Below are 25601 nucleotides of genomic sequence, written 5' to 3' on the forward strand. Positions count from 1 at the left end.
CAAAATAAACTATTATACTAACTAGTTGTTTATTTGAATGTGCCTAAAATATTTAAACTATTCTTAAACAATGCTATTTAGATATATAAAAGGACTATACATAAAAATAAATTATGCATAGTCTCTTTTCTGTTTAATATTTACTCTTGAAATATAACTGAATTTACTTGATTTACAATTTCATCTTTTTTATTCTTAGATTTATTAAGTAAAATGTCTAATTCTTCTTTTATTTGATTAAAGAATTTTTCATCATATCTTAAAGCATTTAAATTAACTTTTACATTCATTACAGCACTTTCTATAGTACAATGTAATAATATTGCTGACATACCTAAGTCTGATAAAAGCATTTTATTCCCATATTTATTCATAACATATAAATTTTCATAAAATGCAAAAGATTCTCTAGCTAATTTTAACGGTGGCATCATAGCTTCTTTTGTACCTTCCTTAATAGAATTGCTTCTATTAAGTTTTTCTTCCTCTGTATCTTTAGGAAGTTTATAACACTCCATTAACTTTAAGAATCCATTTCTGTCTTCTTCCATCAGCTCTAAACTTCTATATGTAAATTCTTTAGACTTTTCTCTAAAACTATTTATCATTGTTTTAGTCTCTTCATCTAACTCTTCATATTTCTTTTTACCAATTGTTAAAGAATAGACCATTGAATTTAATGCACCTGATAATGCACCTATTAATCCTGCTACACTTCCACCACCTGGTGATGCTTTGTCACTTTCTACATCTTCAATAAATTCTTTAATTGTTTGCTTGTAAAATTCCATTAAAAGTCCCCCTTAATTATTATTGCTTATATTTTTATTATCCAATATGGATATTATATAACCAAGATATATCCAAAACATAATAGATATAAAACTTATTATATAAACTAAATTACTCTCAAACATATTAACTGCTAATATTCCAAGTAACATAGAAGATATTACAGTCATGTGAAATTTTTCTTTTCTCTTTAGTTTATCTAATTTTCTTATTATAAATACCATTATACTTATTAAAAATGTTAACATTAATATCAATGAAAGAATTCCATTTACAGTAGCAATTTGAAGATAAATATTATGCAATCCACCATATTCTATCCCTGGTAAATATACTACTGTTCTCGCATTTCTCACACTCTCTATTAAATTTGACTTTCCAACTCCAAGCATGAGATTATCTTTGATTACTATACTAGCTGATTTCCATAAAATATTTCTCCCACTTGTAAAACCATGTAATCTATCCTCATTAAAAGTTAATAATACACTTGAACATAAAACAGGTACTATTAATAATGCTATTCTTAAATATTTATTCCTTAAATATACAAAAATGAACAAGTATATCATAGCTATTATAAGCAAATATGAACTTCTTCCATTTGCTTTTACCATGGTAACACCTTGTATAATAAGATTTAAAAATAATAATATTTTAATTTTAAAGTTATTACTTTTTAATATTAAGTATATACTTAATATTACTGCTAATCCTGCAGCTATCGACAATGCATTTTGATTTACAAAAATACCAAATGATCTACCCGTTCCAAATACCATATCAACTTCTTTTATAGTTATTTTCTTGTAATCTACATATAATGAAACTATTGATAATGGCAACATTAATATAATATAAAAATAAGATATTATACTAACTTCTTTTATATTTTGCCTCTTACTTTTAAATACATCTATTGTATATATGGATGTAAAGATCATTAAATTAACTATCCATGCTTTAATATTCTCCATATTCCTATAAAAAAATATGTTAAGTATTAAAGTAAAAATTACAAATACAATTAACGGAATATCAAATTTATATATTTTCCTTGTTTTATAATCTTTAAAAATCATAATAAGTATTAATAAAAGTCCCCATGCCAAAACAATATTATTTAACTTTTTAACTACTGGAACACCTTGTATTGTTGGAATATATAAAAAAATTGTGGCAAATCCTAAACTAACTACTATATATAATAACCTAAAATATAATCTATTATCTATAAAACTATACATCTTACTCAAAATGTTCTTCATTTGCTTTTTTATACACTCCTTTTAACTTATTCACTAGTAATTCTCCTGAATAATTTCTAATTGTCATTTTTCTAATATTATCTTCATTGTAAATTTTATAATTGTACTTAATATATTTTAAAGCATTTATTAATTCATTTAAATTGTTTTTTTCAATAATAATTCCATTTTGATTATTTATTATGTCTTCAGCTCCTCCATTTTTAGCACCTATAACAGGCTTTCCACACGCTAACGCCTCTATATAAACAACTCCAAAGGTCTCATGCTCTGAAGGTAATGCAAAAGCATCACATTTTTTCATTTCTTCTGCTACTTCTTCTCTAGATAATGCTCCTAAAAATATAACTTGTTTCTCTATTCCTATATTCTTAGCTAACTCTTCTAGAAAAACTTTTCTAGATCCATCTCCACCTATTCTAAGTAAAACATTCTTATTAAAAAAAGCCTCTTTAAATGATTCTATAAGTAATTCCATACCCTTTCCTTCTTCAAGAAATGCACACGAAAAAAAGATAAATTTATCATTTTCTTTTATTGAATTCCTTTCTTTATCAAATAAAGATAAATCAACCATGTTATGAATAACTTCTATATCTCTATCTGCATATTCATTAAGTTCTTTTTTTAAACCATTTCCTACAGCCACTAGGATATCACATTCTTTGTATGCTTCATAAATATATTTTCTATAACTATCTTTTAAATATTTGGCATACTTTAATGATGAATGTTCTGTAATAACCAGTGGTATATTATATTTTTTGCTTATATACGAAGCTGCAATTCCACCCCACATTGCAGAATGTGCATGTATTAAATCAACTTTTCCTTCTTTTTTTATTATTTCTTTATATAGTTCATCCATTCTTTTATTAAAACTTTTAAACATTAAAGGATTCTTAGGAAAATAATTAAAATCCTTATATCTATAAGTTCTAAGATTCTCTTCTATACTAAAATTGATTTTTCTCTTTTCTTTTATCTTTCCAAATAAAGTAATTGGCCAAATTTCATTATAAGCAACTGTTATTTTTTCACCACTATTAGCTAGTGCCTTAAATTGTTCTTTAAAAAAACTACCATGAACTTTATTTCTAGGTGATGAATACCACGATGGTATTACCATAATATGCATTTAAATCACTTCTCTTCTAATATAGTATTTAATTTTTTAACTATGCTGTTCCATTCATATTTGTAATCTGGTACTGTTTTTATACTATCATTCTTATATAAATCAATTAATTTATAAACACTCTCTTTAATTTCATTAACAGAATTTTTACTTGTAACGCATTTACTATGTTTGTTAACCATGTCTTTAATTGGATCATTACTATCACCATAAATAACAAATATCTTTGCCTTTGTACCAAAGTAATCATATATCTTTGCTGGTATCTGCTTAGAGTTCTTATTACCAAATAAAAGTAAAACTTCAGAATTCAACATATATTTAAGCGCTTCATTAAAAGGTATTCTAGATGAAACTTTCACTATATTTAAACTACTCAATCTTTTTTTAACTTCAATATCATCTATATTTCCAAAAAATAAAATATTAAGTAAATTATAATCCTCTTTATTTTCTTTTCTTATTTCTTCTAATGCTTCTATAAACGGATTTATATTTCTTAATTTAGTAAATATTTCTCCCGTATAAACCATGTTAATTTTGTTAGAATCTATAAGTGTTGGTACTTCTTCTAGTGATAGTTTATTATATAATTCCTTATCAAATCCTCTATTTAATATATAAGTAAAGTTATTTTTTAATCTAATATTTTTATATTCATTTAAATAGTCTTTCTTATTTTCTTCAGTTACAAAAATAAATTTATCTGCTAATTCAACTACATTCTTCTCCATCCTTTTTTCAATGATTTTTTTTAGTACAAAAGAATTTTGACGAGTTGAATCTTTAAGCCAAGGATCACTCCAATATGTAATCCATGGTACATTCTTAAATTTTTTCTTTATATAATAAGCACATAAATGAGAAGATGGTGGTTCATGCATTGAAAATATAACATTAAAACTTTCTTTTTCCATTAAATTAATCCCATATTTTGCTGCCTTCTTAGCCCAACCATAATACATATCAGGTATTACAAGTGCATTTTTAATCTTTCTTAGAATCTTTCTATTTTTTATTGACTCTTTATTTGTATGAATTTTTAATTTTTTTCTAGGCATAAGTTTTTTAAATATTATCCCACCATCAATTAGATGACATTTTATTTTACTATCCATCATAGAAAATAAATATTCATCATAATATATTGAATTTTTAGGAAAATTCACAGTTAATAAATGTATCTCATTACCTGGAATTTCACTTAATTTATTTAAATACTGCAAAGTTTCTATTGCAGCTGAATTATTTATTAGTGGAGAATAACAAGCTATAAATAATATTTTCATATTTCCTCCTATTATTTTTTCTTTGCTACTTTGCTTAAAGCTAACTCCTTCATCTCTTGTACCTCTTTTATATTAAATAAATTACATAAAGAGAAATAAGCTATAATACCAATAGCAGTACCTAAAATTATAATGATTATTTGCGGAATCTTTCCTTCCACAAATTTTATAAATAAAATAATAATTAATCCCATTAAAATTGAATTAGCAATTATCTTAAATATTTTAATAAATAATTTTTTATAATTAAAATTGTGTTCTAAATTTGTAATATTCCTAAATAACAAAATAGAAGTTATAAACATTGCTATTGAAGATGCTAATGCTACTCCTGATATTCCAATAGTTTTAGATAAAATTATACTTAAACATATATTTATAATAACTCCAATAATTCCATTTAGAGTTGTAATCTTTGTCTTTCCCATAGAAAATAATGTTGAATTTAATATATCTCTCATTCCAGTAAAAAATATTCCAAATGTATATCCAAGCAAAGCTGAAGTGGTTAAATTTACAGCATATTCGGTAAATTTTCCTCTTTCATATATAATACTTACTATATCTTTTCTAAATATTATAACTCCAACTGTAATTGGTATTAAAACCAAAGCTAAATATATAATAGATTTCTTTAATAATTCTATAAACTCATGTATTCTTTTTTCATTTATAGCATTAGCCATCATAGGATATGCAACACTTGATATTGATGTTGTTATTATGCTATTTATAAAAAATATAAGCTTTTCTGCATAACCTAATGCAGAAATAGATCCAATTTCTAATGATGATGCAATCCTCTTATCTACTACCATATTTAAAGAATTAGCTCCTGCTGCTATAATTACTGGAATTATTAATATTAAAATAGCTCTGATCCCTTCATCTTTTAAATTAACAAAGAATTTATATTTATATCCATGTGAAACTAAAGAAGGAATTTGAATAATTACTCTAAAAAAATTTCCTATAACATTTGCTATTGTTAATCCAATAATATCATAGCTTCTAAAAAATAGTAAATATAATATCATAGGTAAATTAAAGAATAATCCTAATACTGATGGTATAATAAAATCTTCATTTACTTGTAGTAATGATGTAAAACAAGCATTTATGGACATAAACAATAAGTTAATTAATGTTATTCTAGTTAATCTTGTTGCTAAGATAGTTGTTTCAGCATCAAATCCTGTTCCTAAAACCATAACTATTTCTTTTGAAAAAATACTAGTTACAACAAAAAACAAAAGTGAAATAATAAATAATATATTTATCATATTATTTGCAAAATCATACATTTTTTTGATGCCTTTTTCTGCTTTTATCTTGCTAAGTACCGGTAAAAATGATGTGGAAATCGCAAGCCCTATAAGCATAAATATTGTTTCTGGAACAGTAACTGCTATATTATATGCATCTGTATACATACCAGCTCCAAAATTATTTGCAATAAGCATATCTCTAACAAAACCTATAATTCTACTTATACATGATACGATCATTATTATTAAAGTAGATTTTAATAAAGTATTTTTCTTCATATTTATCACCTAGCTATTATATTTTAATACCTTTACTAAAAATTTAGGTATAGATGTAAGTCTCTTTATTCTCCACGGCTCTTTAATTACTCTATAAAGCCATTCAAGTCCTAAGCTTATCATCCATCTAGGTGCTCTTTTAGACATTCCTGAAAATATATCAAAACTGCCTCCAACTCCCATAAATATTTTACAAGGTAATTTATTTATATATTTTTCAATAAAATATTCTTGTCTTGGACATCCCATAGCAATAAATATTGCCCAAGGTTTTTTTTCTTGTATTTCTTTTATTATGCTGTTACAATTATTCAAATCAAAATATCCATTATGTAAACCACATATATTTAAATTATTAAACTCATTTTCTATATTTTGTGCACATTTTTGAATTACTTCTTCTTTAGCACCTAATAAATAAATAGATTTATTCTCTAAATTAGCTTTTTTTAAAAGTTCTTTCATAACTTCTATTCCAGCTATTTTCTCTTTTACTGGATTTTTTAAAAGCCTAGAAGCAATCACTGTTCCTACCCCATCCGGAATAATAACAGAATTATCATTTTTAAAGCATTTATTAAGTAATTTATCATTTAAACCATTAAATAAAATTTCTGGGTTTCCTGATATAAGATTTATCTTTTCAAATTTTTCTATGTATTTTATTAATTCTTCTTTACTGTCATTAAATATTTTAAAACCAAGTATATCTATAAACATAAAATTCGCTACTTAAATAACAATATTCAAAAAAACAAAGTGGCTACGCCAAGCTTTGTTAGTTAAAAATTGAAAATTAACAGTTGAGAGTTTTGGTTAAAAGTCCTTACGGACTTTATAAATAAATATATAGTTTAAACTTCCATTAGAAATTTTTTCCTTAACTCTACACTTTCCACTTTCAATTCCCAACTTATTTTACTAAATATAATTAAAAGTAGTTTCTCCTTTCATTACTCAATATTTTCAAAAATCAAATATTTATCATTGATTAAACTATTATATCATATAATAAAATCCTTTTTATGTATTAAAATATTAATTTTTTAAAATAAATAATACTAATTAATTTACTTTTTAATAATTTTTATTATGAAAACTTTTAAATATATGTTGATATATGCAATAGACAAAATGATATTGTAATTGGCTTTTAGAATTTTCAAGTAAGAATCTAAATTTTATATTTAGCCTTTTATATTTAAAACAGACCCTATAAAATTAATTTTTATAGGGTCTGCAAGCTCTTAATATAATTTTCTTGTTTTCATTTTTTATTAACTCTAAATTTAACTACTTACTTAAAACTTTTTCTAATTGATTTACAATTTCATCTTCTGGATTTAATTTTTTAGCAATTTCTAAATGAAGTTTTGCTTGTTCATTGTCTCCTAAATTCATATAGCACATTGTTATATTCGTGCAAATTTCAACATCTTTTGACGCTTCAAATGCCTTTTTAAAGTATTTTATTGCTTCTTCATGATTTCCAAGACAAGCATAATTTATACCAAGTTCATTTACTACTTCTAATATTCCTGATTCAATACTTATACTTTGATTTAAATAATATATAGCTTTTTCATAGTTTTCTAAATTTCTATATCCAACAGCTAAATAATAATATAAAAGTGGATTCTCTTCAAATTGATCAACTAATGGTAATAACATTTGTATTGCTTTTTCTGGCTTTTCATTTAAAAGTTCTATTGCTTTTTCATATTGACTTACATTATTAATATCATTAATTATTTGCTCTATATCTTCAGTCTTTACTCCACCTTTATTTAAATAAGCATTTATTTCTTCTTTAGCATTTATAAAGTCACCATCATCTCTTAAAATAAGTGCATTATATAAATATGGTTCAGGCATATTCTTAAATTTAATTTTTCCTTCCTCAATATCTTCACTTAATACAGATTTAAATTCCGAATTTTTCTCTCTTATAGCTTCTCCAGTTAATAATAAATTTTTAAATACTTCTTCTTCCCTATTATATTTATACAATCCTTTTAATAATACATATGCATCTTCTAATCTATCCTCTTTAATCCTATTTGCTATAAGTCCCTTTGTAGACTCTTCTGCATTAGGGATATATGTTAAAATAACGCCATAATCATCATTGAATCTTAATTTTTCATCACAAGCAAAACATATAAACATACCCTCAATAAAATAATATATAGGTAAATTTTTCATTTTTATTTCATCATTAACATTAGATGTTATATATTCTGAACTTATAGGCATATATAAATCCTTATTTTTAAATGTTACATATTCAGGAATATTTATAGTTTTCTTAAAACCGTCTATATCCATTTCTAAAAATAATATTTTGCCTAATTTTTCTTTTAACATTGTTTTATAATCCATTACGTTACACCACCTAAATTTATCTTGATAGTATTTAAGAACAAAAGCTGTCTTAAGTGATTATTATATCACTTAAAACAGCTTATTTGTAGAATTAATTTAGTTTAATTTCTCATTAATTAAGTTCATAACATTTTCTTTAAATTCTGATATTTGTTTTTCTGCGTCATCTAAGCTATTTCCTTTAATAGCTAAGTAAACTTTCATTTTAGGTTCAGTTCCTGAAGGTCTTACTACAAAATAAGAATCATCTTCAAGTATAAATTTTAATACATTAGATTTTGGTAAATTGATTGATGCTTTACTTTCTTTTATTAAATCTTTATCTATGCTTAATTTATAATCCAATTTTCTAACAACTTTTACATTATTAACATCTTTTATATTACTATTTCTCATAGCATCTATACAAGAAGCTATTTTTTCTTGTCCTTCTTTTCCTGCTAACTCTAAAGATACAAGAGTTTCTTTGAAATATCCATACTTTTCATATAATTCTATTAATGCATCATATAAACTCTTGCCATGTTCTTTATAATATAAACACATTTCACATACTAGCATTGAAGCTATTACTGCATCCTTATCACGAACAAAATCTCCCCCAAGATATCCATAACTTTCTTCAAATCCAAATAAATAAGTATATTCTCCTGATTCTTTAAATTCTCTTATTTTCTCTCCTATATATTTGAATCCAGTTAACACATCTAAAATTTTAATATTAAAATCATCAGCAATGGCTTTTGCACCTTCTGTAGTTACTATTGTTTTAATAACTACTCCATTTTCAGGTAATTTATTTGTTTCTTTTAATGAACTTAATATATAATGAGTTAATAATAAACCTGTTTGATTACCAGTTAAAACTTTATATTCTCCTTTGCTGTCTTTTACAACAACGCCTATTCTATCGCAATCTGGATCTGTTCCAAATATTATATCTGGATTTGTATTTTTAGCCATATTTAAAGCTAACTCAAATACATCTGGATTTTCTGGATTAGGATAAGAAGCAGTTGGAAAATTACCGTTTGGTTCTTCTTGTTCTTTAACAACCTCTACATTTTTATAACCTAATTCTTTTAATACTCTTCTAACTGGAATATTACCAGAACCATGTATAGGAGTATATATAACATTTAAATCTTCTGCTTTTTTATCAACTAAATCTTTTCTTATTGTTAATGATTTTACTTTTTCCATATATATCTTATCTAATTCTTCACCAACATAATTTAGTAAGCTCTTTTCTAAAGCAATCTTTTCATCTATAGATTTTATTTGTGAAAAATCTTCTATTGCATTAACACAAGTTATTATCTTATTAGCTTTAGCATCTGTAACTTGTCCTCCAAATTCATCATATACTTTATATCCATTATATTGTTTTGGATTATGTGAAGCAGTTATAACTATTCCTCCACTACATTTTAATTCTCTTGTAGCAAAAGATAACATTGGAGTTGGTCTTAAACTTTCATATAAGTATACTTTTACATCATTTGCACACAATGTAAGTGCTGCCGCCTTTGCAAATTCTTTTGACATATTTCTAGAATCATATGCAATAGCAACTGCTGGTTTATTAAAGTTTTCATTTAAATAATTAGCAAATCCTTGAGTAGCTTTTGAAATAGTATACACATTCATTCTATTGCTTCCTGCTCCAATCACACCTCTTAATCCACCTGTACCAAATTCTAAATCTTTATAAAATCTGTCTTCTATTTCTTTTTCATCACTTACAGCTTTTAATTCATTCTTTGTCTCCTCATTTATACTTTCTGAATTAAGCCACAAATCGTATTTTTCTTTGTAGTTCATATATATTCCCTCCCATTGTATAAATCATTAGCTAAACATTTATACCGACTTAACAAAATTTTACTTAATACTTCTATTATTATACAATACTTATCCTTATTTAAAAATACTTTTTTAATATTTTATAGTATTTTTGAATAAATTTTTCCAATTACTAGAATGTTTATTTCTCACATTCATTTTTTATTTTTACTATTTCATCTATAGATAAACCTGTGGCTTCTGATATCTCATCTAATTCAACAAATCCAAGAAGATCTTCTGCTAAAGATATCACAAGCCTTTTTACATTGTTTTTAACCCTTTCTGGCAAATCCGAAACATCATCTATACATTCAGTTAAATCTAATGCTTCATCATAATAAAATTCATCATCATCTAATTCTAAAAATTTCCTTCTTTTTAACTTATTCTTAAAATATTCATCTAAATATACTAATTTTTCATCATTAGGTTCTATATCTTCTTCTGAAAATACTTCTATTCCTTCTTTTTTTAATAAATAAGCCGTGATCCCTATTCCATAAATCTTATTACCATTAAAAGTACCATCATATACTTTATTCACCCCACATGATGGGCTCTTTTCTTTTAATATAGCTTTTGCCGCTCCTGCTTCTTTAGCAATTTTTAATGTTTCATAAGCTCCTTTTACGAATTTTTCTGTAACATCTATACCATCTTTTGTAATAGCAATTCCATTTCCACTCAATATATCACAAGCTGAAGATTTTAACTCCACTGGTGTTCTTGGAGTACTTAATCCTCCAAGTTGTTCTGGACATACTAAAATAGCTTTTCCTTTTCTAAATAAATCCATACACTTTTCATTTAAATTATTTTCACCATTATATTTACAGTTAACTCCACATAAACATGCACTTATAATATACATGTGCTCACCTCAAAATTTCATCATATTTATTTTTTAATTAACATGACCTTATTTTAGTTCAACTATTGTTGCACCATTTCCACCTTCACCATAGCCACCTAATCTATAACTTTTAACATGAACATGTCTCTTAAGCATGTCATTTATAGCTTTTCTAAGTATTCCTGTACCTTTTCCATGAACTATTGTTACTTCTCCTAGATTACCCATATAAGCATCATCTAAATATTTATCTACTCTATAACAAGCCTCTTCTGCATCTAACCCTCTTAAATCTATACGACTTTCAACTTTACTAAAATGTAATTTTAATTCTCTTTTTTTCTTTACTTTTTCAACTTTAGATTGTTTAGTTTTTCTTAAATCTTTTAATTTAACTGAAACTTTCATAATTCCAGCTTCAACTTGTACTTCGCCCTTATTATCAGGCATAGAAATTACTACAACATTTTGATTTAGTGATGGTAAAAATGCTTCCATTCCTAGCTTTACTTTTTCAATTACTTCACCATCATTTTCTTTCATTTTATAAAGATTTTTTTCTTTTTCTTCTAAACTATCTTTAAGTTTTTTACGTTCGTCTTCTAATCTTTGTCTTCCACCACTTGCTATACCCATTTTTTCAAGTTCTCTCATTGCCTTTAATATATCATCTGCTTCTTCTTTTGCATCAGCAATTATCTTTTTAGCCTCTTCTCTTGCATCCATATAAGCTTTATCCTTAACTTTTTCAAGCCTTTCAAGTTTTTGCTCATATTTTTTCTTTAATTCATCTGCTTCTTCTCTAATTATTTTTGCATCTCTTGCATCTTTTTTTGCAATAATACTCTTTTCTTGAAGATCTCTTATTAAACCTTCAAATTCTAAATTTTCTTTAGACATATACTTTTTAGCACATTCTATAACATCTTTATCTAATCCTATTCTTTTTGAAATTTCAAAAGCATTAGATTTTCCTGGAATACCAATTAATAATCTGTAAGTAGGTCTTAAGGTATTAATATCAAATTCAACTGATGCATTTTCAACCCTATCTGTTTTTAATGCATATGCTTTTAATTCACTATAGTGAGTTGTTGCTATTAATTTTGCACCCTTACTACTTAAATTTTCTATAATAGCCATTGCAAGTGCTGCACCCTCTGCTGGATCAGTCCCTCCACCTAATTCATCAAATAAAATAAGTGATTGCCTATTATCATATTCCATAATATTTACTATGTTAGTTAAATGAGACGAGAAAGTAGATAAACTTTGTTCTATACTTTGTTCATCTCCTATATCTGCAAATATTTCTTTAAAAAATGATATAGATGAATTAGCGCTTGCAGGTATAAGAAGACCACTTAGTGCCATTATATGAAGTAAACCTACAGTTTTTAGTGTGACAGTTTTACCACCTGTATTAGGTCCTGTTATCATTAAAGTATCAAAATCATCACCTAAGTTTACACCTAAAGGTACAACTTTATCTTTTTCAATTAATGGATGTCTACCAGACATTATATTAAATATTCCATCTTCTCTAACAGCTGGTTTTGTAGCATTTAATTCACATGCATACTTTCCTTTTGAAAAAATAAAATCTAAATTTGTAAGTATCTTAAAATTGCTTTCACAATGATCTGAGCTCATCTTTACTTTTAATGATAATGCTGCAAGTATTCTATCTATTTCAGCCTTTTCTTTAAGCATAAGTTCTTTTATTTCATTATTTAAATTAACTAATCCCATTGGCTCTATAAAAAGAGTAGCACCAGTTGAACTTTGATCGTGTACAAGTCCAGGTACTGCTCCCTTATATTCTGCTTTTACTGGAATTACATATCTGTCTCCTCTCATTGTATATAAAGAATCTTGTAAATACTTAGAATTACTTCTAACTATAGAATTTATCTTCTCTCTAACAGAAGAATTTTTTTCTTTTAAACTTCTTCTTATGTTATATAATGTAGTACTAGCATTATCACTTACTTCATCATCTGATAATATAGATCTTTCTATTTCTTTTTCTAAATCATTAATAGGCATTAATATATATGTTAAATCTTCTAATCTTGGAAAAGCTTCTTCCTGTTCCTCTCTTTTGAAAAATTCTTTCATTTTTCTAGTTGCTGTAAGCATCCCTAGTACTTTTAATAATTGTTCTGGAGTTAATGTTCCTCCTTTTTTGGCTCTTTGAAGTATATCATTAATATCACAAAGTCCTTCTATAGGCGGATTTCCTTTTTTCATCAATATTTCAAGTGCTTCGTTAGATTCTTCCAATCTATTATTTATTTCATATGTATTATCATAAGGTACTAGTTCATCTACTAATTTTTTAGCAGATCTGCTATATGCATACTTCTTTAATATTTCTTTTACTTTATTAAATTCTAAAACTTTTAAAGATCTTTTATTCATTTATAGTTCCCCTCTATTCTACACCTCGTTTATAATGACCTTTAGTATAGACTCTATTTTCGCTCTTTTTAAGCTTTTTAATTTCTGATAAAATTGTTTTTACCTCACTATACTTTTCATCTTTAAAATCAACTCTAAACGTAGATATATTAAATGTTTTTAACTCTTTAATTTCTTCTACTAAATTTAAAGCAAGTGAATTTAATATATGGCTTCTACATCTATTATCACCTAATACTTTAAACTCTTCTTTTTTTCTATCTATTAGTGTAAACTCATCTCTCATACAAGCACCATTACACTCTTTAGAATTAGATTTATTTCCAAAGGTACTTCCTATTGGACAATATTCACTAACCATCAATTCAGTTTTTCCATAAACTCCAATTGCAACATTATAATCAACTGTTTTCATAATTTCTTTAATTTCTTTTCTATTTAATTCTAAGCTTAATGTTGGAATATCTATATCTTCCCTATAAAAATTTAAAGCTTCTTTATTAAATAAATTTAATTTATAATCTCCTATTATAAATAATTTATCTTTATATAAACTAATTATTCCTACGTTAGAAGTTATTAAACCCTTTATATATGGAAGAACTTCATCAATTTGTTTTACTATATTTTCAAACTCTTCTTTTATTATATTAGGAGTCATAAAAAATAGGTTTTTATTTTTTATATTTTTAAAATCCTCTATATTTAATGCACCTTTATGCTTAGTATATGATATATCTAATGCAATATTTTTAACAGTATTATCTTCTAATAATGCTTTTAATTGATCTTTGTTTATACAACTATAAACATATCCCAAATCTTCTCCTATTTTTAATTTCTTTTCTGAAATATCACATTTAAATCTTTTTCTTCTATATGAAGATGTCTCTTCCTTTGATATTTTTTCAAATAATTCTCTTCTTAAATTATTTAAGGAAGATATTCTTATAAATCCATCTTCAAAAGTATTAAATAATATTTTTTTAAATTTATATGGAATTTCTCCAGACTTCATTAAACATTCTTCTACTCTACTCATGTCTAGTGGTGATTTTTGAGCTACCTCTACTATATCTCCTAAAACTTCATATTCTTTGTTATTAAATTTGGTTTTAAGCTTTAAAGGTAAACCAACTTTAAATTCTAATTCTCCTTGAAGTAATATCTTTCTTTTATATGGCTTAACATAGTCTTTTAATTCATCATACATCTTTTTATCAGACATTCTATATATTAAATCACCTTTTTTATAACCACTAGGTACTAACTTAACTTTATCACCTTTAAAAGCTTCTTTCACTTCTTTACCTTTTCGTATTATTTTTCCTAATACAAATCCGTCATCTTTATATCTTATCCCATCACCAATACTTATATTTCCATCTAATAAAACTTCATTTTTATCAATAGCTTTACCTATAAGAATTCCAGTATTTTTAGGAAAATTATAACTCATCATATCTCTTCCTATATTTCTATAAAGATATGCTTTTGAAAAACCCTCTCTATTAAACAATTGTGTTAATTTATCTCTTCCTTTTTTTAAATCAAATTTTTGCTTATAAATTACCTTATCAATTGCTCTTCTATATGTATCTACAACTCCAGCTACATATTCTGGTCGTTTCATTCTACCTTCTACCTTTAAAGATGATGTTCCACTTTTTATTATTTCTTCCACATCATCAATCAAACACATATCCTTTGGACTAAGTAAATATGCTTTTTTAGAAGAAGTCTTTTCACCTTTTAAAGTATACTCCATTCTACATGGTTGAGCACATCTGCCTCTATTTCCACTTCTGCCACCTATCATAGAACTCATTAAACATTGGCCTGAATAACATACACAAAGTGCTCCATGTACAAATATTTCTGTTTCTATTCCTAAATCTTTTGATATATGCTTAATTTCCTTTAGAGAAAGTTCTCTTGATAAAACTATTCTTGATAAACCTTTTTCAGTAAAATATATAGCTCCTTCACCATTATGTACTGTCATTTGAGTTGATGCATGTAATTCAAAATCTTTATATGTTTTTTGTATTAAATTAATTAATCCTGTATCTTGTATAATTAAAGCATCTACTCCTATATCATAAAGATACCCTGCATATTTTAAAGCTTCTTTTATTTCACTTTCTTTTAATAAGGTATTTATTGTTACATATACCTTAACTCCATAGCTATGTGCATAATCTACTGCTTTCATCATCATTTCATTATCAAAGTTAGATGCATATGCTCTTGCTGAAAACTTATTTCCCCCTAGATAAATGGCATCAGCTCCTCTATTTATAGCTGCTATTAAACTTTCCATACTACCTGCTGGCGCCAACAGTTCTATTCTTTTCATTAACTTCCTCCTGATGTTTATACTTAAACTCATTTTAAACAAACATTAATATTTTAATATACATATTATTTTTATAGATTTACAAACCTTTAAAAACTGCTATTTAAAAATAGCAGTTTTTAAAATTATAATAATTTTATTATATTATCCTACTTTTTATGTGAAAGTGGTGCTATAACCTTTTTAGTCTTACTATTTAAAAATTGTTTATTCTTTAACGCTGCTAATTCTATTTCTGCATTTAATAGTTTATCCGTTAATTCCATAACTTTATACTTAGATGTTCTAAGATTATTATTGACTGTTTTACTTCTTTCCATAAGCTTACTCTTATGATCATTTAATTCTTTAATTTTATTTTCTAATTCAACTACAGAAGCATCTTTATTAAGTAAATTCTCTCTTAAATCTTCTAATAATTTTTCTTTTTCATCTAATGTAAGTTTTAAATTTTCTAATGAGTTTTCTTTACTGTCTAATACTTCCTTAATATCAATTAAAGACTTTTCTTTGTTGTTTAAGTTATCTTTTAATTCCTCTATTTCTTTATGTTTTATATTAATAGTTTCCTTGCTATTATCTTCATCAATAAGTAACTTAGAATTTTTTTCTCTTAATATTTCAAGTTCTTTATTTAATTTTTCATTTTCTTGTTCAAACTTATTCTTTTCAGTACTTACTAAGTTAATATCATCATTTAACTTTTTAACGTTGTTTTCTAATTCATTTCTATTTTTTATCTCTAAATCTAATCTAGAATTTAATTTTTCTTTTTCCTCATTGATTCTTTCTATGGTTTCTTTAAATCCTATAACCTCTTTATCTGCTTCATAATAAATGTCCCTTATATCTTTAAGTTCTTCTTTACATTTTATATACTCTTCTTGAATTAATTTTTTATTATTTTTTTCATTAGAAACTAAACTTGTCAATTGTTCTATTTCACTCTGTAATTTCAAACACTTTTCTTCTAAAGATTTAGTATTTTTAATTAAAACAGAATTTTCTTCTTCTAGAGAAGATTTATCTTTTACTACTCTTTCAAGTTCTAATGAATTTTCTGAATTTAATTTACTCAATTTATTAAATTCATTATTTAAGTCATCAAAATTATTTTCCAAAGAAGTTGTCTTATTTTCTAATTCTTTAACAGTATCATTTGAAACCTGTAATTTATCTTTTAATTCAAGTTCTTTAACTTCAAATTCATCTACTTTTTTGTATAGTACTTTATTTTTTTCTTTAATATCTTCCACTTCTTTATTTAATACTTCATTTAAATTATTAGATTCTTTTAATTCATCTTTAAAATTCTTATTCTCTTCTAATAACGATTGTTTTTCTTTTTGTAAAGCAGTTGCTTCTTCTTTTAATGTATTAAATGCTTGTTCTAATTCCGAATATTTTTCCTTTAAAGACTGCTCTGTATTTACTAATTGTTCTTGAAGTTTTGTTTTTTCAACCAATGTTGTTTTTAAATCTTCATTTAACTTGTCTACTTTTTGTATTAATTCATTCTTTTCACTTTCTGTGCTTTTCTTTTTATTAATGGCATTTCTTAAATTAAAATCACATTCATAAAGTTCATCTGCTATATTTACTGCTGCTAATACCGTTGCTGCACTAGTACTTAATCTAGAATTTTTACTCATTATCTCTTTTACTTTACTATCAACAAAGTCAGCTAAATCAACTAAATATTGTTCACTTTTATCACCTTTTAAGTTGTAATCCATACCATTTATATTAACTGTTACCTTAATCATAAATTACACCTCTTAAAATTTCTTTCTCATTATTTAATTATATTCTATATTGGCACATAACACAATTGTATTAACCTATACTTATAGTATAAAAATATTTACTTTTTTCTTACTTTTTCTAATATTAAAAGTCTTTTTATATCTAATGTGAAAACTTAATATTTTTTATAGTCGAATAATGGTTAGTCACATTCAAATAAATAACTATTTTTTTGTGCATTACTTCTTTCTTGGAATATACTAATAGTACAACTATTAGTATATTCCAAGTCATTGTATTTCACAAAATATCTATCACATCTTTGTATTATTTATTTTCATATCTCTTATTAAATTTAACAGACAAAATAGATAATTAATTGTTAATATAAAATTATAAGAACCAAGATACAAATCTAAAAATTTTATACCTTGGTTCTCATAAAAATTTCAATTTAAAATTCTATAATTTATTTTTTAAATTATTAGCATGTTCTTTAATTATATCTCCACTTTCTTTTGTTTTTCCTTTTATATCTCTTGCAGTTTCTTTTATTTCACTTGTAACTTTTCTTGCTTTATCTTTTATGTCTTTTCCTAATATTTCCATGTTTTTTCTCCTTTCATAAATAAATTTATACATTAAAAGTTTGTGCAAAATTGTAGATATTATTAATAAATATTTATATTGTTTATTAAATGTATTTATTATTATGGATTTTTTTATAATAATTTGAATATTAAACCATATTATTGTATAATTTAATGATTATATTTATAATAGAGTTTTAAAAAAATTAAAGTAAATTACAAAAATTATAATTATTTAAAAACTTTCAATAAATATTAATGCTAAAAACTTAAATTTATTCCAAGTAATATACAGTTAAATGAGGTTAAATAATGAATAAAAAAAATAATTATAAAAAAATGCTTTCTATATATTCCGGACTTCCAAAAGAAATTTATATTTTATTTTTAGGCAAGATAATAAATTGTATAGGTTCATTTATACATCCTTTATTATCATTAATACTGATTAAAAAAATTGGATTAACAATATCTCAAGCTGGTGAATTCGTAACATTTTTAGCCGTGTTACAAGCTCCATGTATATTAATAGGTGGCAAATTAGTAGATACTATAGGTAGAAAAAAAATAATTCTAATATTTCAAGGCTTATCTGCTTGTACTTTTATTATTTGTGGTTTTTTGCCATTATCCAATATATTAACTAATTTTATATTAATAGCATGTTGTTTTTCCTCTGTATCTTCTCCTGCATATGATGCCTTAGTCTCTGATCTTACAAATGCAAAAAATAGGCGTGCTTCCTTTTCTTTAATATACATAGGATTAAACTTAGGATTTTCAATAGGTCCATTGCTTGGAGGATTTTTATTTAATAATTATTTAAACTTAATCTTTATAGGAGATGGAATTACTACAATAGTTTATCTTTTATTGATAACATATTTTGTAAAAGATATTAAACCAAAAATTTTATACAATTCAATACAAGAAAATTTAAATCCATTGGAAAAATTTGAAAATTGTTCTGTGTTTAGAATATTTCTAAAAAGACCTATTTTAATTTATTATTCATTTTTACTATTAATATTTCAATTTGCTTATTCACAATGGAGTTTTGCAATTCCAATACAATTAAATGAACTTTTTAGTTCTAATGGTGCTAAATATTTTGGTTTTTTAGGTAGCTGTAATGGTATAGTTGTAGTTTTATTCACTCCATTAATAGCAAGTTTAACTAAAAAGTATAAAATTCTTTCAATTATTTCAATGGGTGGCATATTATATTCAATATCTTTCGGTTTATGCAGTTTTATTTCTAAATTTTTATTATTTATTATAGTGATCATTATAATGACTATTGGTGAAATAGCTATTTCTATTAATTCACAAACTTTTATAGCTAATCTTAGTCCAGCATCTCATAGGGGACGAATTAATTCTTTTTTACCATTAATATATGGTATGGGTAATGGTATAGGCCCTATTCTAATGAGTAAAATAATATCTGCTACTGGAATACGAGAAGCTTTTTTAATAGTTAGCTTAATTGTTGGTATTGGTGGATTATTAATGTATTTTCTTAACTATATTAACACATCCATATATAATTAAAGCATTATGATATAGCTAATCCATATCATAATGCTTTTAATTTAAACTAATAATTTTCTCTGGATTTTTTATTATTTTTTTTAAATTTATACATTCTCTTATCTGCTAAATCTATAATATGCGATGGTGTTACATTCTCATTTTTGTTTACATGAGTTACTCCATAACTTATAGACATAACATATTCTTTTTTTATATTTTTTGATTGATAAACTACTCTTTCAAACAAATCCTTTGCTCTTTTAAGTGCTGATTTCTCATCGCAGTTAGGAAGTAATATTAAAAATTCATCCCCACCAATTCTACACACTCTATCATCACCATAAAATTCTATAGAAATAATATCAGAAATTGTTTTTATGTATTCATCACCCTCATTGTGACCTAATATATCATTTACATATTTAAGTCTATCTATATCTATAAAACAGATAGAAAATTCAAAATTATTTTCTAATAAATATTCTAAACTAAGCATTGCAAATCGTCTATTATAAATTCCTGTTAATTCATCAACAAACGCTATTGATTCTAATTGTCTTTGATTCGCTTTATTTTTAATAAGTTCATATTCTAAATTTATTGATTTTCTTTTATATTCACCCATAACAACTATTTTTAGAGTTCTATTTAAAAGGTTATATAAAGCTAAAAATATCATTATTGATGTTGATAAAATCAATATAGATACTAAATTATTAACAAAATTTTTATTATATAATATACTAGTAATTACTATATATAAATTCATTATAATTAAAAATATATCTAAATATTTTAATTGTTCCTTATTTTTAATTATTAATTTTATATTTTTTGATTTAACTATAGAATTAAAAATAACTAAAAATATGCTTAATAAAATTGTAGATATTATTATAGACATAGTATATAAAATTTTATTATCTAGTATGTTATAAATACTACTATCAAATATTATAGAAAATATACTTAATACTAACATTCTTACTAAAGTAATATGTAAAATAAAATTTTTAACTCCAAATACTATTGCCATTACTTCTGAATCATATAATATTATAAATTCAATAAATAGAATAACTATAAATATTAAATACATGAATGCTACAAAAATTCTTAAATACAATACTAAATAAATTAATTTTATATTTATTATAGATACAATTATATATGGAACTTTTCCTTTAAATCTTCTATCAATAATAGTATCTGAATAAAAAAACATTTGTAAATTATATATAAATATCATTATAAATGATATTACCTTTAACATTATAACTAAATTTGTATTCATATTTATTCCCTACCTTTTAATAATACAAATTAGTGAATTTTAAAATATATTTTAAATTTTTACCAATAATTGTTCTTTGGTATTTATAAATTTTTCATAGAACACCTTAGTACTCTCAGGTTTTCCAAACAAATATCCTTGAATATAATCTGGATTTACTTTATTTATAATTTCAAATTCTTCTGATGTCTCAACACCTTCAATACATACTCTAATATTTATACTATGCATAAGCTTTACTACATACTCTATAAATGTGAAATTATAACTTTTTTCAGTAAGTTGCCTTACAAAAGATCTATCTATTTTTACAATATCTACCGGCAAATTTCTAAGATAATTTAAAGATGAATACCCCGTTCCAAAATCATCTATAGCCATATTTATTCCATATCGTTCAAAATCATCAAACTTTTTAATTAAAAATTTAAAATCCGATGCCCAACAACTTTCTGTTAGCTCCAAAATAATAGAATTCTTTTTTATTTGAAATTCATTTATACATTTATCTAAATATATTTTAAAATCTTCTTCTTTTAATTGAATATAAGATACATTTATACTTATCTTGAAGTCTTCAACTATACTTTGCCAATATCTACACATTTTTAATGCTTCTCTAATAACCCATTTTCCAACCTGTATAATTAACCCGCTTTCTTCTAAAAACGGAATAAATTCCAAAGGAGATATTTGCCCAAATTCAGGTGAATTCCATCTAAGTAAAGCTTCAGCCCCTTTTAATTCGTAGTTAGATGCTTTAACTTGTGGTTGATAATATAATTGAAATCCCTGAAAATTATTTCTTATGCTTTCCCTTAATTGTTCTTGAAGTGTTAATAATCGTATTTTTCTACTATATAATTTCTTTGAAAAGAACTCCAATTTATTTTTTCCCTTTATTTTAGCAAATTCCATTGCACTATTGGCCCTTTCAAATAGTTCCATACTTTTAACAGCATCATTAGGATATAATGCAACACCACATGATACAGTACAAAAATAATAATTATTATCGATTTCATGAAATGCATTCATATATTCTTTAATGCTCTTAAATAGTGATTTTATCTTTTGCTTATTTGTATCTTTATAAAAAACGGCAAATTTATCCCCATCTATCTTGTATACATTTGCATTTTTAGGAATAATAGAAGCTATTTTTTCACCTACACTTCTAATAACTTTATCCCCAAATAAATACCCATATTTCTCATTTATATTTTTAAAATCATCAATTCCAATAACCATTATAGAGCTAATAAAGTCAAACCTCTTATTAAAAAAATTTATCATATCTTCTTGAAGTTTGCTCCTGTTTAATAATCCCGTTATAAAATCTATCTTTGTATTTTTTCCTATATTAGTTATATATCCAAATATAATTTGAGAATGTCCATTTTTATCTTTTAATGAACTTCCACGAAAAGAAACCCAAATTATTTCATTTTTTTTATTTAAAAGACGACATTCAAAAAAATTCATATCAGAAGTTCCTAATTTTATTTTATTCATGCTATAAAAAAACACTTCTTTATCTTCATCATATATAAATTTATCCCAATACTTTTTTAAATTATTAGTTGTTGTTCCTTCTAAATCAAATTCTTTTAAAATAGATGGAGATATTTTAAATATATCATTTATAATATCCCAAACAAAAAAATAATCTTCAGTATTATTATCAAGCAAATCGCATATTGTAGAAGCTTGATCAAAATTTATCATTTTAGAATTGTACTCCATCCGCATCACTTCTTTCTAAAATATTTAAGTTTAATTATATTTCTAATAGAAAAAACATACTTTTAAAGATATTATATCATATAATGGAATATTTTTATATAAATGTGTCAAAAAATATCTATTTCTGTTAATAGCACTATTCAAATTCATAATTAACCATTTTATACTTATATATTCGTATATATAAATGAAACTTTTATATAAATAAACAAATTAATAAAAAAAACAGAATTTAATTGAACTATTTTATAAGTTCATTATAAATTCTGTTTTTCACTTAATAACTATTTATTAACATTTTTTATTAAGGCGCATTCAAATCAATAACTAGTCAGTATGCTAGTTTATTTTGTGAACTACTTCTTCCTTTAAACCTACTAATAGTAGAACCCAAATCATTTTATTTCACAAAATATCCGTCATATCTTTGATTTGTTATTTATTTTCATATGCTTAAATTGATTATTTTTCAGTTTTTATTGATATATTTTTTCCATCAGATGTTAAAGTTATTTCACCTTGTAAATCTGTTCTATAAGCTTTTATTTGATTTTTAGAAATCTTATTCATAGTTTCTTTATGTGGATGTCCATAACTATTATCCTTACCACAGCTTATTATTCCATATTTAGGTGATACAGCTTTTAAAAATTCATTACTTGAAGAAGTACTTGACCCATGATGTCCAAATTTTAATACATCTGATTTAAGATCTTTTAAATGTCTTGATAAAGCTTCTTTCTCTGCTAAAGTTTCTGCATCCCCAGTAAACATTAATTTTGTCTCCCCGTAAGTTAATTTCATTATTGGTGAATAATTATTAAAATCATCATATGAATCTTTGATAGGAGAATATACATCAAATTTTGCACCATCACCCAAATTAAATTGCATACCTTCTTTTAAGGTTTGAACTTTTAAACCTTGTTTTGAAACTGATTTTAACATATTTTGAAATGTCTTTGTTGTATGTGTAACTTTAGGCATATAAAAATTTTCTACCTTGTATTTCTCGAATACTTTACTCATTCCCCCTATATGATCTTCATGTGGATGAGTAGCTATTACCATTTCAAAATCATCTATATTTTTATCTTCAAGTTGTTTTAATAAATGATCTGATTCACTTTTCGGACCAGCATCTATCAATATATCAAAATCATTAATTCTTATATATTCAGCATCACCTTGTCCAACATCCAAATAATAAACTTGTAAATTTCCACTTACTTTTTTTGTATTATTAAAACTAAAGTCATTTCCAAAAATAAACTTCATTAGTCCTATAATAACAAAAAGTACTATTGTTATAAATTTAGTTATTTTAAATTGTCCATTATTATTACCCAAATTATTCCCTCCATCTTAAGAATTCAAAATTCTTTTTATCTTATTGTTAAACTATTTTTAAATAAATATATGTTTTAAATATGCTTATATAAAAACTTTACTAAAATATAGTATACAACTTAAAACATACGTTCGTCAATTTATTGCATAAACTTATAAAGTATAAAATAAAAACTCTTATTTTAGGCTATGTTTTAAATATTTGTTTATATAATAAATAAAGTTATATTATAAATTAAGCTTTATTTATACATATATAAACAATTTCTTATAAAGCATAGCCTTATTTTAAATAATAAATGTATATTTTCTAGTTATTCTAATAAAAACAAAAGGTATTAATCCCTAGCTAAGTTTATTCAAGTATATTTATTTCTCTATTAGTGGCATTAATTTTTACTTTAGCTCCTAACGGAAGAGTCATTGTAGGTAAGCAATGTCCACAACAAAAATTATATATAATTGGCTTCTCTTCTTCTCCTATTAATTCATCAAATATTTGCATTAATGATAAACTGTCTCTTCCCTTAGGTGGTAAACAATCTGTCCACTTCCCTAAAATTATCCCATTAGCATCTTTAAATTTATTGCATTGTTTTAATTGCATTATCATTCTATCAATTTTATATGGATACTCATCAATTTCTTCTAAAAATAATATTTTTCCCTTTGTGTCTATTTCATAGGGTGTTCCTAAAGTTGAACAAATCACAGAAAGATTTCCTCCAACTAATTGTCCTTCTGCCTTTCCATTAACTAGTGATTTCATTTCCATTCCCTTTATGTTAATTATTTTCCCTAAAGGTTTTGATTTAAAAATACTTTTTTCGAAATAATATTCACTATATTCATCTAAACCTTTGTAAATTTCAGTAGCAGGCATTGGAGCATGAAATGTAATTAAATCACATCTACAATTTATTACATTGTGTATTGCTGTTACATCACTATATCCTGCAAATACTTTAGGATTTTTCTTTATAACATTATAATCTAACTTATCTAATATTCTTGTTGCTCCATATCCTCCTCTTATAGCAAAAATTCCAGATATAGATTTATCAAAAAACATTTTATTTAAGTCATTAGCTCTTATTTTATCTTCTCCTGATAAATATCCATAATGAGATCTACAACTTTCACCAACTATAACTTCAAATCCTAAATCTGTCATAACTTTGATTGACAAATCCAATCTCTCTTCTGTCGTTGGACTAGATAATCCTAACAATGCTATTTTATCTCCTTTTTTTAATGGTTTAGGTCTTCTCAATGCATTTCCATCCTCTATAATTACTTTAATATCAATATATTTTAAATTAAGCTTATTTATCATTAAAGTTTTTATATTTTTCTTTCTTTATTATATTTTATAAAAATTCTATATTAATTTTCTTCTTAATTCTCCACTTTTTACTCTTCTATCTAAACTAATA

At 24.4% G+C, this 25601-nt stretch carries 18 protein-coding genes; 1 reads left to right on the forward strand and 17 read right to left on the reverse strand.

The features are described from left to right. Positions 1 to 140: 140 nt before the first annotated feature. The 13 genes from BGI42_RS09595 to BGI42_RS16240 all read right to left on the reverse strand — a co-directional run bounded on the left by BGI42_RS09595 (position 141) and on the right by BGI42_RS16240 (position 18258). The gene (locus BGI42_RS09595) at positions 141 to 791 is read right to left on the reverse strand and encodes a cyclodeaminase/cyclohydrolase family protein (protein WP_069680094.1); all 651 of its coding nucleotides are present in this window, start codon (positions 789 to 791) and stop codon (positions 141 to 143) included. A gap of 12 nt (positions 792 to 803) precedes the next feature. Then, on the reverse strand, positions 804 to 2060 hold the full coding sequence (locus BGI42_RS09600; protein WP_069680095.1) for an O-antigen ligase family protein: 1257 nt from the start codon (positions 2058 to 2060) through the stop codon (positions 804 to 806). Further along, the gene (locus BGI42_RS09605; protein WP_069680096.1) at positions 2041 to 3198 is read right to left on the reverse strand and encodes a glycosyltransferase; all 1158 of its coding nucleotides are present in this window, start codon (positions 3196 to 3198) and stop codon (positions 2041 to 2043) included. Before BGI42_RS09605 ends, BGI42_RS09600 begins: the two co-directional genes overlap by 20 nt. A gap of 5 nt (positions 3199 to 3203) precedes the next feature. Beyond that, positions 3204 to 4487 carry a glycosyltransferase family protein gene (locus BGI42_RS09610; protein WP_069680097.1) on the reverse strand — a complete coding sequence of 428 codons (1284 nt, stop codon included), beginning with the start codon at positions 4485 to 4487 and terminating at the stop codon, positions 3204 to 3206. Positions 4488 to 4498: 11 nt separating this feature from the next. After that, complete coding sequence (murJ, locus tag BGI42_RS09615; RefSeq protein ID WP_069680098.1) at positions 4499 to 6034, reverse strand: murein biosynthesis integral membrane protein MurJ; 1536 nt, start codon at positions 6032 to 6034, stop codon at positions 4499 to 4501. Between the two features lie 9 nt (positions 6035 to 6043). Beyond that, a complete protein-coding gene (locus BGI42_RS09620; protein ID WP_069680099.1) occupies positions 6044 to 6754 on the reverse strand; it encodes a WecB/TagA/CpsF family glycosyltransferase in 711 nt (236 codons plus the stop codon). A gap of 573 nt (positions 6755 to 7327) precedes the next feature. After that, the gene (locus BGI42_RS09625; protein ID WP_069680100.1) at positions 7328 to 8416 is read right to left on the reverse strand and encodes a tetratricopeptide repeat protein; all 1089 of its coding nucleotides are present in this window, start codon (positions 8414 to 8416) and stop codon (positions 7328 to 7330) included. A 99-nt stretch (positions 8417 to 8515) separates the two neighbouring features. Beyond that, positions 8516 to 10243 carry a phospho-sugar mutase gene (locus tag BGI42_RS09630; RefSeq protein ID WP_069680101.1) on the reverse strand — a complete coding sequence of 576 codons (1728 nt, stop codon included), beginning with the start codon at positions 10241 to 10243 and terminating at the stop codon, positions 8516 to 8518. Positions 10244 to 10406: 163 nt separating this feature from the next. Beyond that, on the reverse strand, positions 10407 to 11138 hold the full coding sequence (locus BGI42_RS09635) for a 2-thiouracil desulfurase family protein (protein WP_069680102.1): 732 nt from the start codon (positions 11136 to 11138) through the stop codon (positions 10407 to 10409). A gap of 48 nt (positions 11139 to 11186) precedes the next feature. Further along, positions 11187 to 13544: an endonuclease MutS2 gene (locus tag BGI42_RS09640; RefSeq protein ID WP_069680103.1), complete on the reverse strand. Its 2358-nt coding sequence runs from the start codon at positions 13542 to 13544 to the stop codon at positions 11187 to 11189. Between the two features lie 13 nt (positions 13545 to 13557). Beyond that, positions 13558 to 15903 carry a U32 family peptidase gene (locus BGI42_RS09645; protein WP_069680104.1) on the reverse strand — a complete coding sequence of 782 codons (2346 nt, stop codon included), beginning with the start codon at positions 15901 to 15903 and terminating at the stop codon, positions 13558 to 13560. A gap of 149 nt (positions 15904 to 16052) precedes the next feature. Continuing rightward, positions 16053 to 17669 (reverse strand): cell division protein ZapA, encoded by a 1617-nt coding sequence (gene zapA / locus BGI42_RS09650; protein WP_069680105.1) that lies wholly within the window; start codon positions 17667 to 17669, stop codon positions 16053 to 16055. A gap of 442 nt (positions 17670 to 18111) precedes the next feature. Next, a complete protein-coding gene (locus tag BGI42_RS16240) occupies positions 18112 to 18258 on the reverse strand; it encodes a hypothetical protein (RefSeq protein WP_192875371.1) in 147 nt (48 codons plus the stop codon). Positions 18259 to 18551: 293 nt separating this feature from the next. Between BGI42_RS16240 and BGI42_RS09655 the strand changes: the two genes are divergently transcribed. Next, positions 18552 to 19793: an MFS transporter gene (locus BGI42_RS09655; RefSeq protein WP_069680106.1), complete on the forward strand. Its 1242-nt coding sequence runs from the start codon at positions 18552 to 18554 to the stop codon at positions 19791 to 19793. A 46-nt stretch (positions 19794 to 19839) separates the two neighbouring features. On the opposite strand, the gene BGI42_RS09660 is transcribed toward BGI42_RS09655, so the two are convergent. From BGI42_RS09660 to BGI42_RS09675, 4 genes are all read right to left on the reverse strand, one after another. Beyond that, positions 19840 to 21069, reverse strand: coding sequence for a GGDEF domain-containing protein (locus BGI42_RS09660; protein ID WP_084023870.1), 1230 nt, complete (start codon positions 21067 to 21069; stop codon positions 19840 to 19842). A gap of 51 nt (positions 21070 to 21120) precedes the next feature. Beyond that, on the reverse strand, positions 21121 to 22797 hold the full coding sequence (locus tag BGI42_RS09665) for a putative bifunctional diguanylate cyclase/phosphodiesterase (RefSeq protein ID WP_242984722.1): 1677 nt from the start codon (positions 22795 to 22797) through the stop codon (positions 21121 to 21123). Between the two features lie 480 nt (positions 22798 to 23277). Next, positions 23278 to 24165 (reverse strand): ComEC/Rec2 family competence protein, encoded by an 888-nt coding sequence (locus tag BGI42_RS09670; RefSeq protein WP_069680108.1) that lies wholly within the window; start codon positions 24163 to 24165, stop codon positions 23278 to 23280. A gap of 355 nt (positions 24166 to 24520) precedes the next feature. After that, on the reverse strand, positions 24521 to 25438 hold the full coding sequence (locus BGI42_RS09675) for a S66 peptidase family protein (protein WP_069681067.1): 918 nt from the start codon (positions 25436 to 25438) through the stop codon (positions 24521 to 24523). Positions 25439 to 25601: the final 163 nt, after the last annotated feature.

Origin of the sequence: Clostridium taeniosporum (genome assembly GCF_001735765.2) — a bacterium.
Taxonomy (GTDB): domain Bacteria; phylum Bacillota; class Clostridia; order Clostridiales; family Clostridiaceae; genus Clostridium; species Clostridium taeniosporum.

Bases quoted from the DNA above. Each gene is read 5' to 3' on its own strand.
- murJ (WP_069680098.1), bottom strand. From the start codon at position 6,034: ATGAAGAAAAATACTTTATTAAAATCTACTTTAATAATAATGATCGTA.
- BGI42_RS09655 (WP_069680106.1), top strand. From the start codon at position 18,552: ATGAATAAAAAAAATAATTATAAAAAAATGCTTTCTATATATTCCGGA.
- BGI42_RS16240 (WP_192875371.1), bottom strand. From the start codon at position 18,258: ATGGAAATATTAGGAAAAGACATAAAAGATAAAGCAAGAAAAGTTACA.
- BGI42_RS09635 (WP_069680102.1), bottom strand. From the start codon at position 11,138: ATGTATATTATAAGTGCATGTTTATGTGGAGTTAACTGTAAATATAAT.
- BGI42_RS09660 (WP_084023870.1), bottom strand. From the start codon at position 21,069: ATGAATACAAATTTAGTTATAATGTTAAAGGTAATATCATTTATAATG.
- BGI42_RS09605 (WP_069680096.1), bottom strand. From the start codon at position 3,198: ATGCATATTATGGTAATACCATCGTGGTATTCATCACCTAGAAATAAA.
- BGI42_RS09620 (WP_069680099.1), bottom strand. From the start codon at position 6,754: ATGTTTATAGATATACTTGGTTTTAAAATATTTAATGACAGTAAAGAA.
- zapA (WP_069680105.1), bottom strand. From the start codon at position 17,669: ATGATTAAGGTAACAGTTAATATAAATGGTATGGATTACAACTTAAAA.
- BGI42_RS09600 (WP_069680095.1), bottom strand. From the start codon at position 2,060: ATGAAGAACATTTTGAGTAAGATGTATAGTTTTATAGATAATAGATTA.
- BGI42_RS09610 (WP_069680097.1), bottom strand. From the start codon at position 4,487: ATGAAAATATTATTTATAGCTTGTTATTCTCCACTAATAAATAATTCA.
- BGI42_RS09625 (WP_069680100.1), bottom strand. From the start codon at position 8,416: ATGGATTATAAAACAATGTTAAAAGAAAAATTAGGCAAAATATTATTT.
- BGI42_RS09665 (WP_242984722.1), bottom strand. From the start codon at position 22,797: ATGATAAATTTTGATCAAGCTTCTACAATATGCGATTTGCTTGATAAT.
- BGI42_RS09640 (WP_069680103.1), bottom strand. From the start codon at position 13,544: ATGAATAAAAGATCTTTAAAAGTTTTAGAATTTAATAAAGTAAAAGAA.
- BGI42_RS09595 (WP_069680094.1), bottom strand. From the start codon at position 791: ATGGAATTTTACAAGCAAACAATTAAAGAATTTATTGAAGATGTAGAA.
- BGI42_RS09645 (WP_069680104.1), bottom strand. From the start codon at position 15,903: ATGAAAAGAATAGAACTGTTGGCGCCAGCAGGTAGTATGGAAAGTTTA.
- BGI42_RS09630 (WP_069680101.1), bottom strand. From the start codon at position 10,243: ATGAACTACAAAGAAAAATACGATTTGTGGCTTAATTCAGAAAGTATA.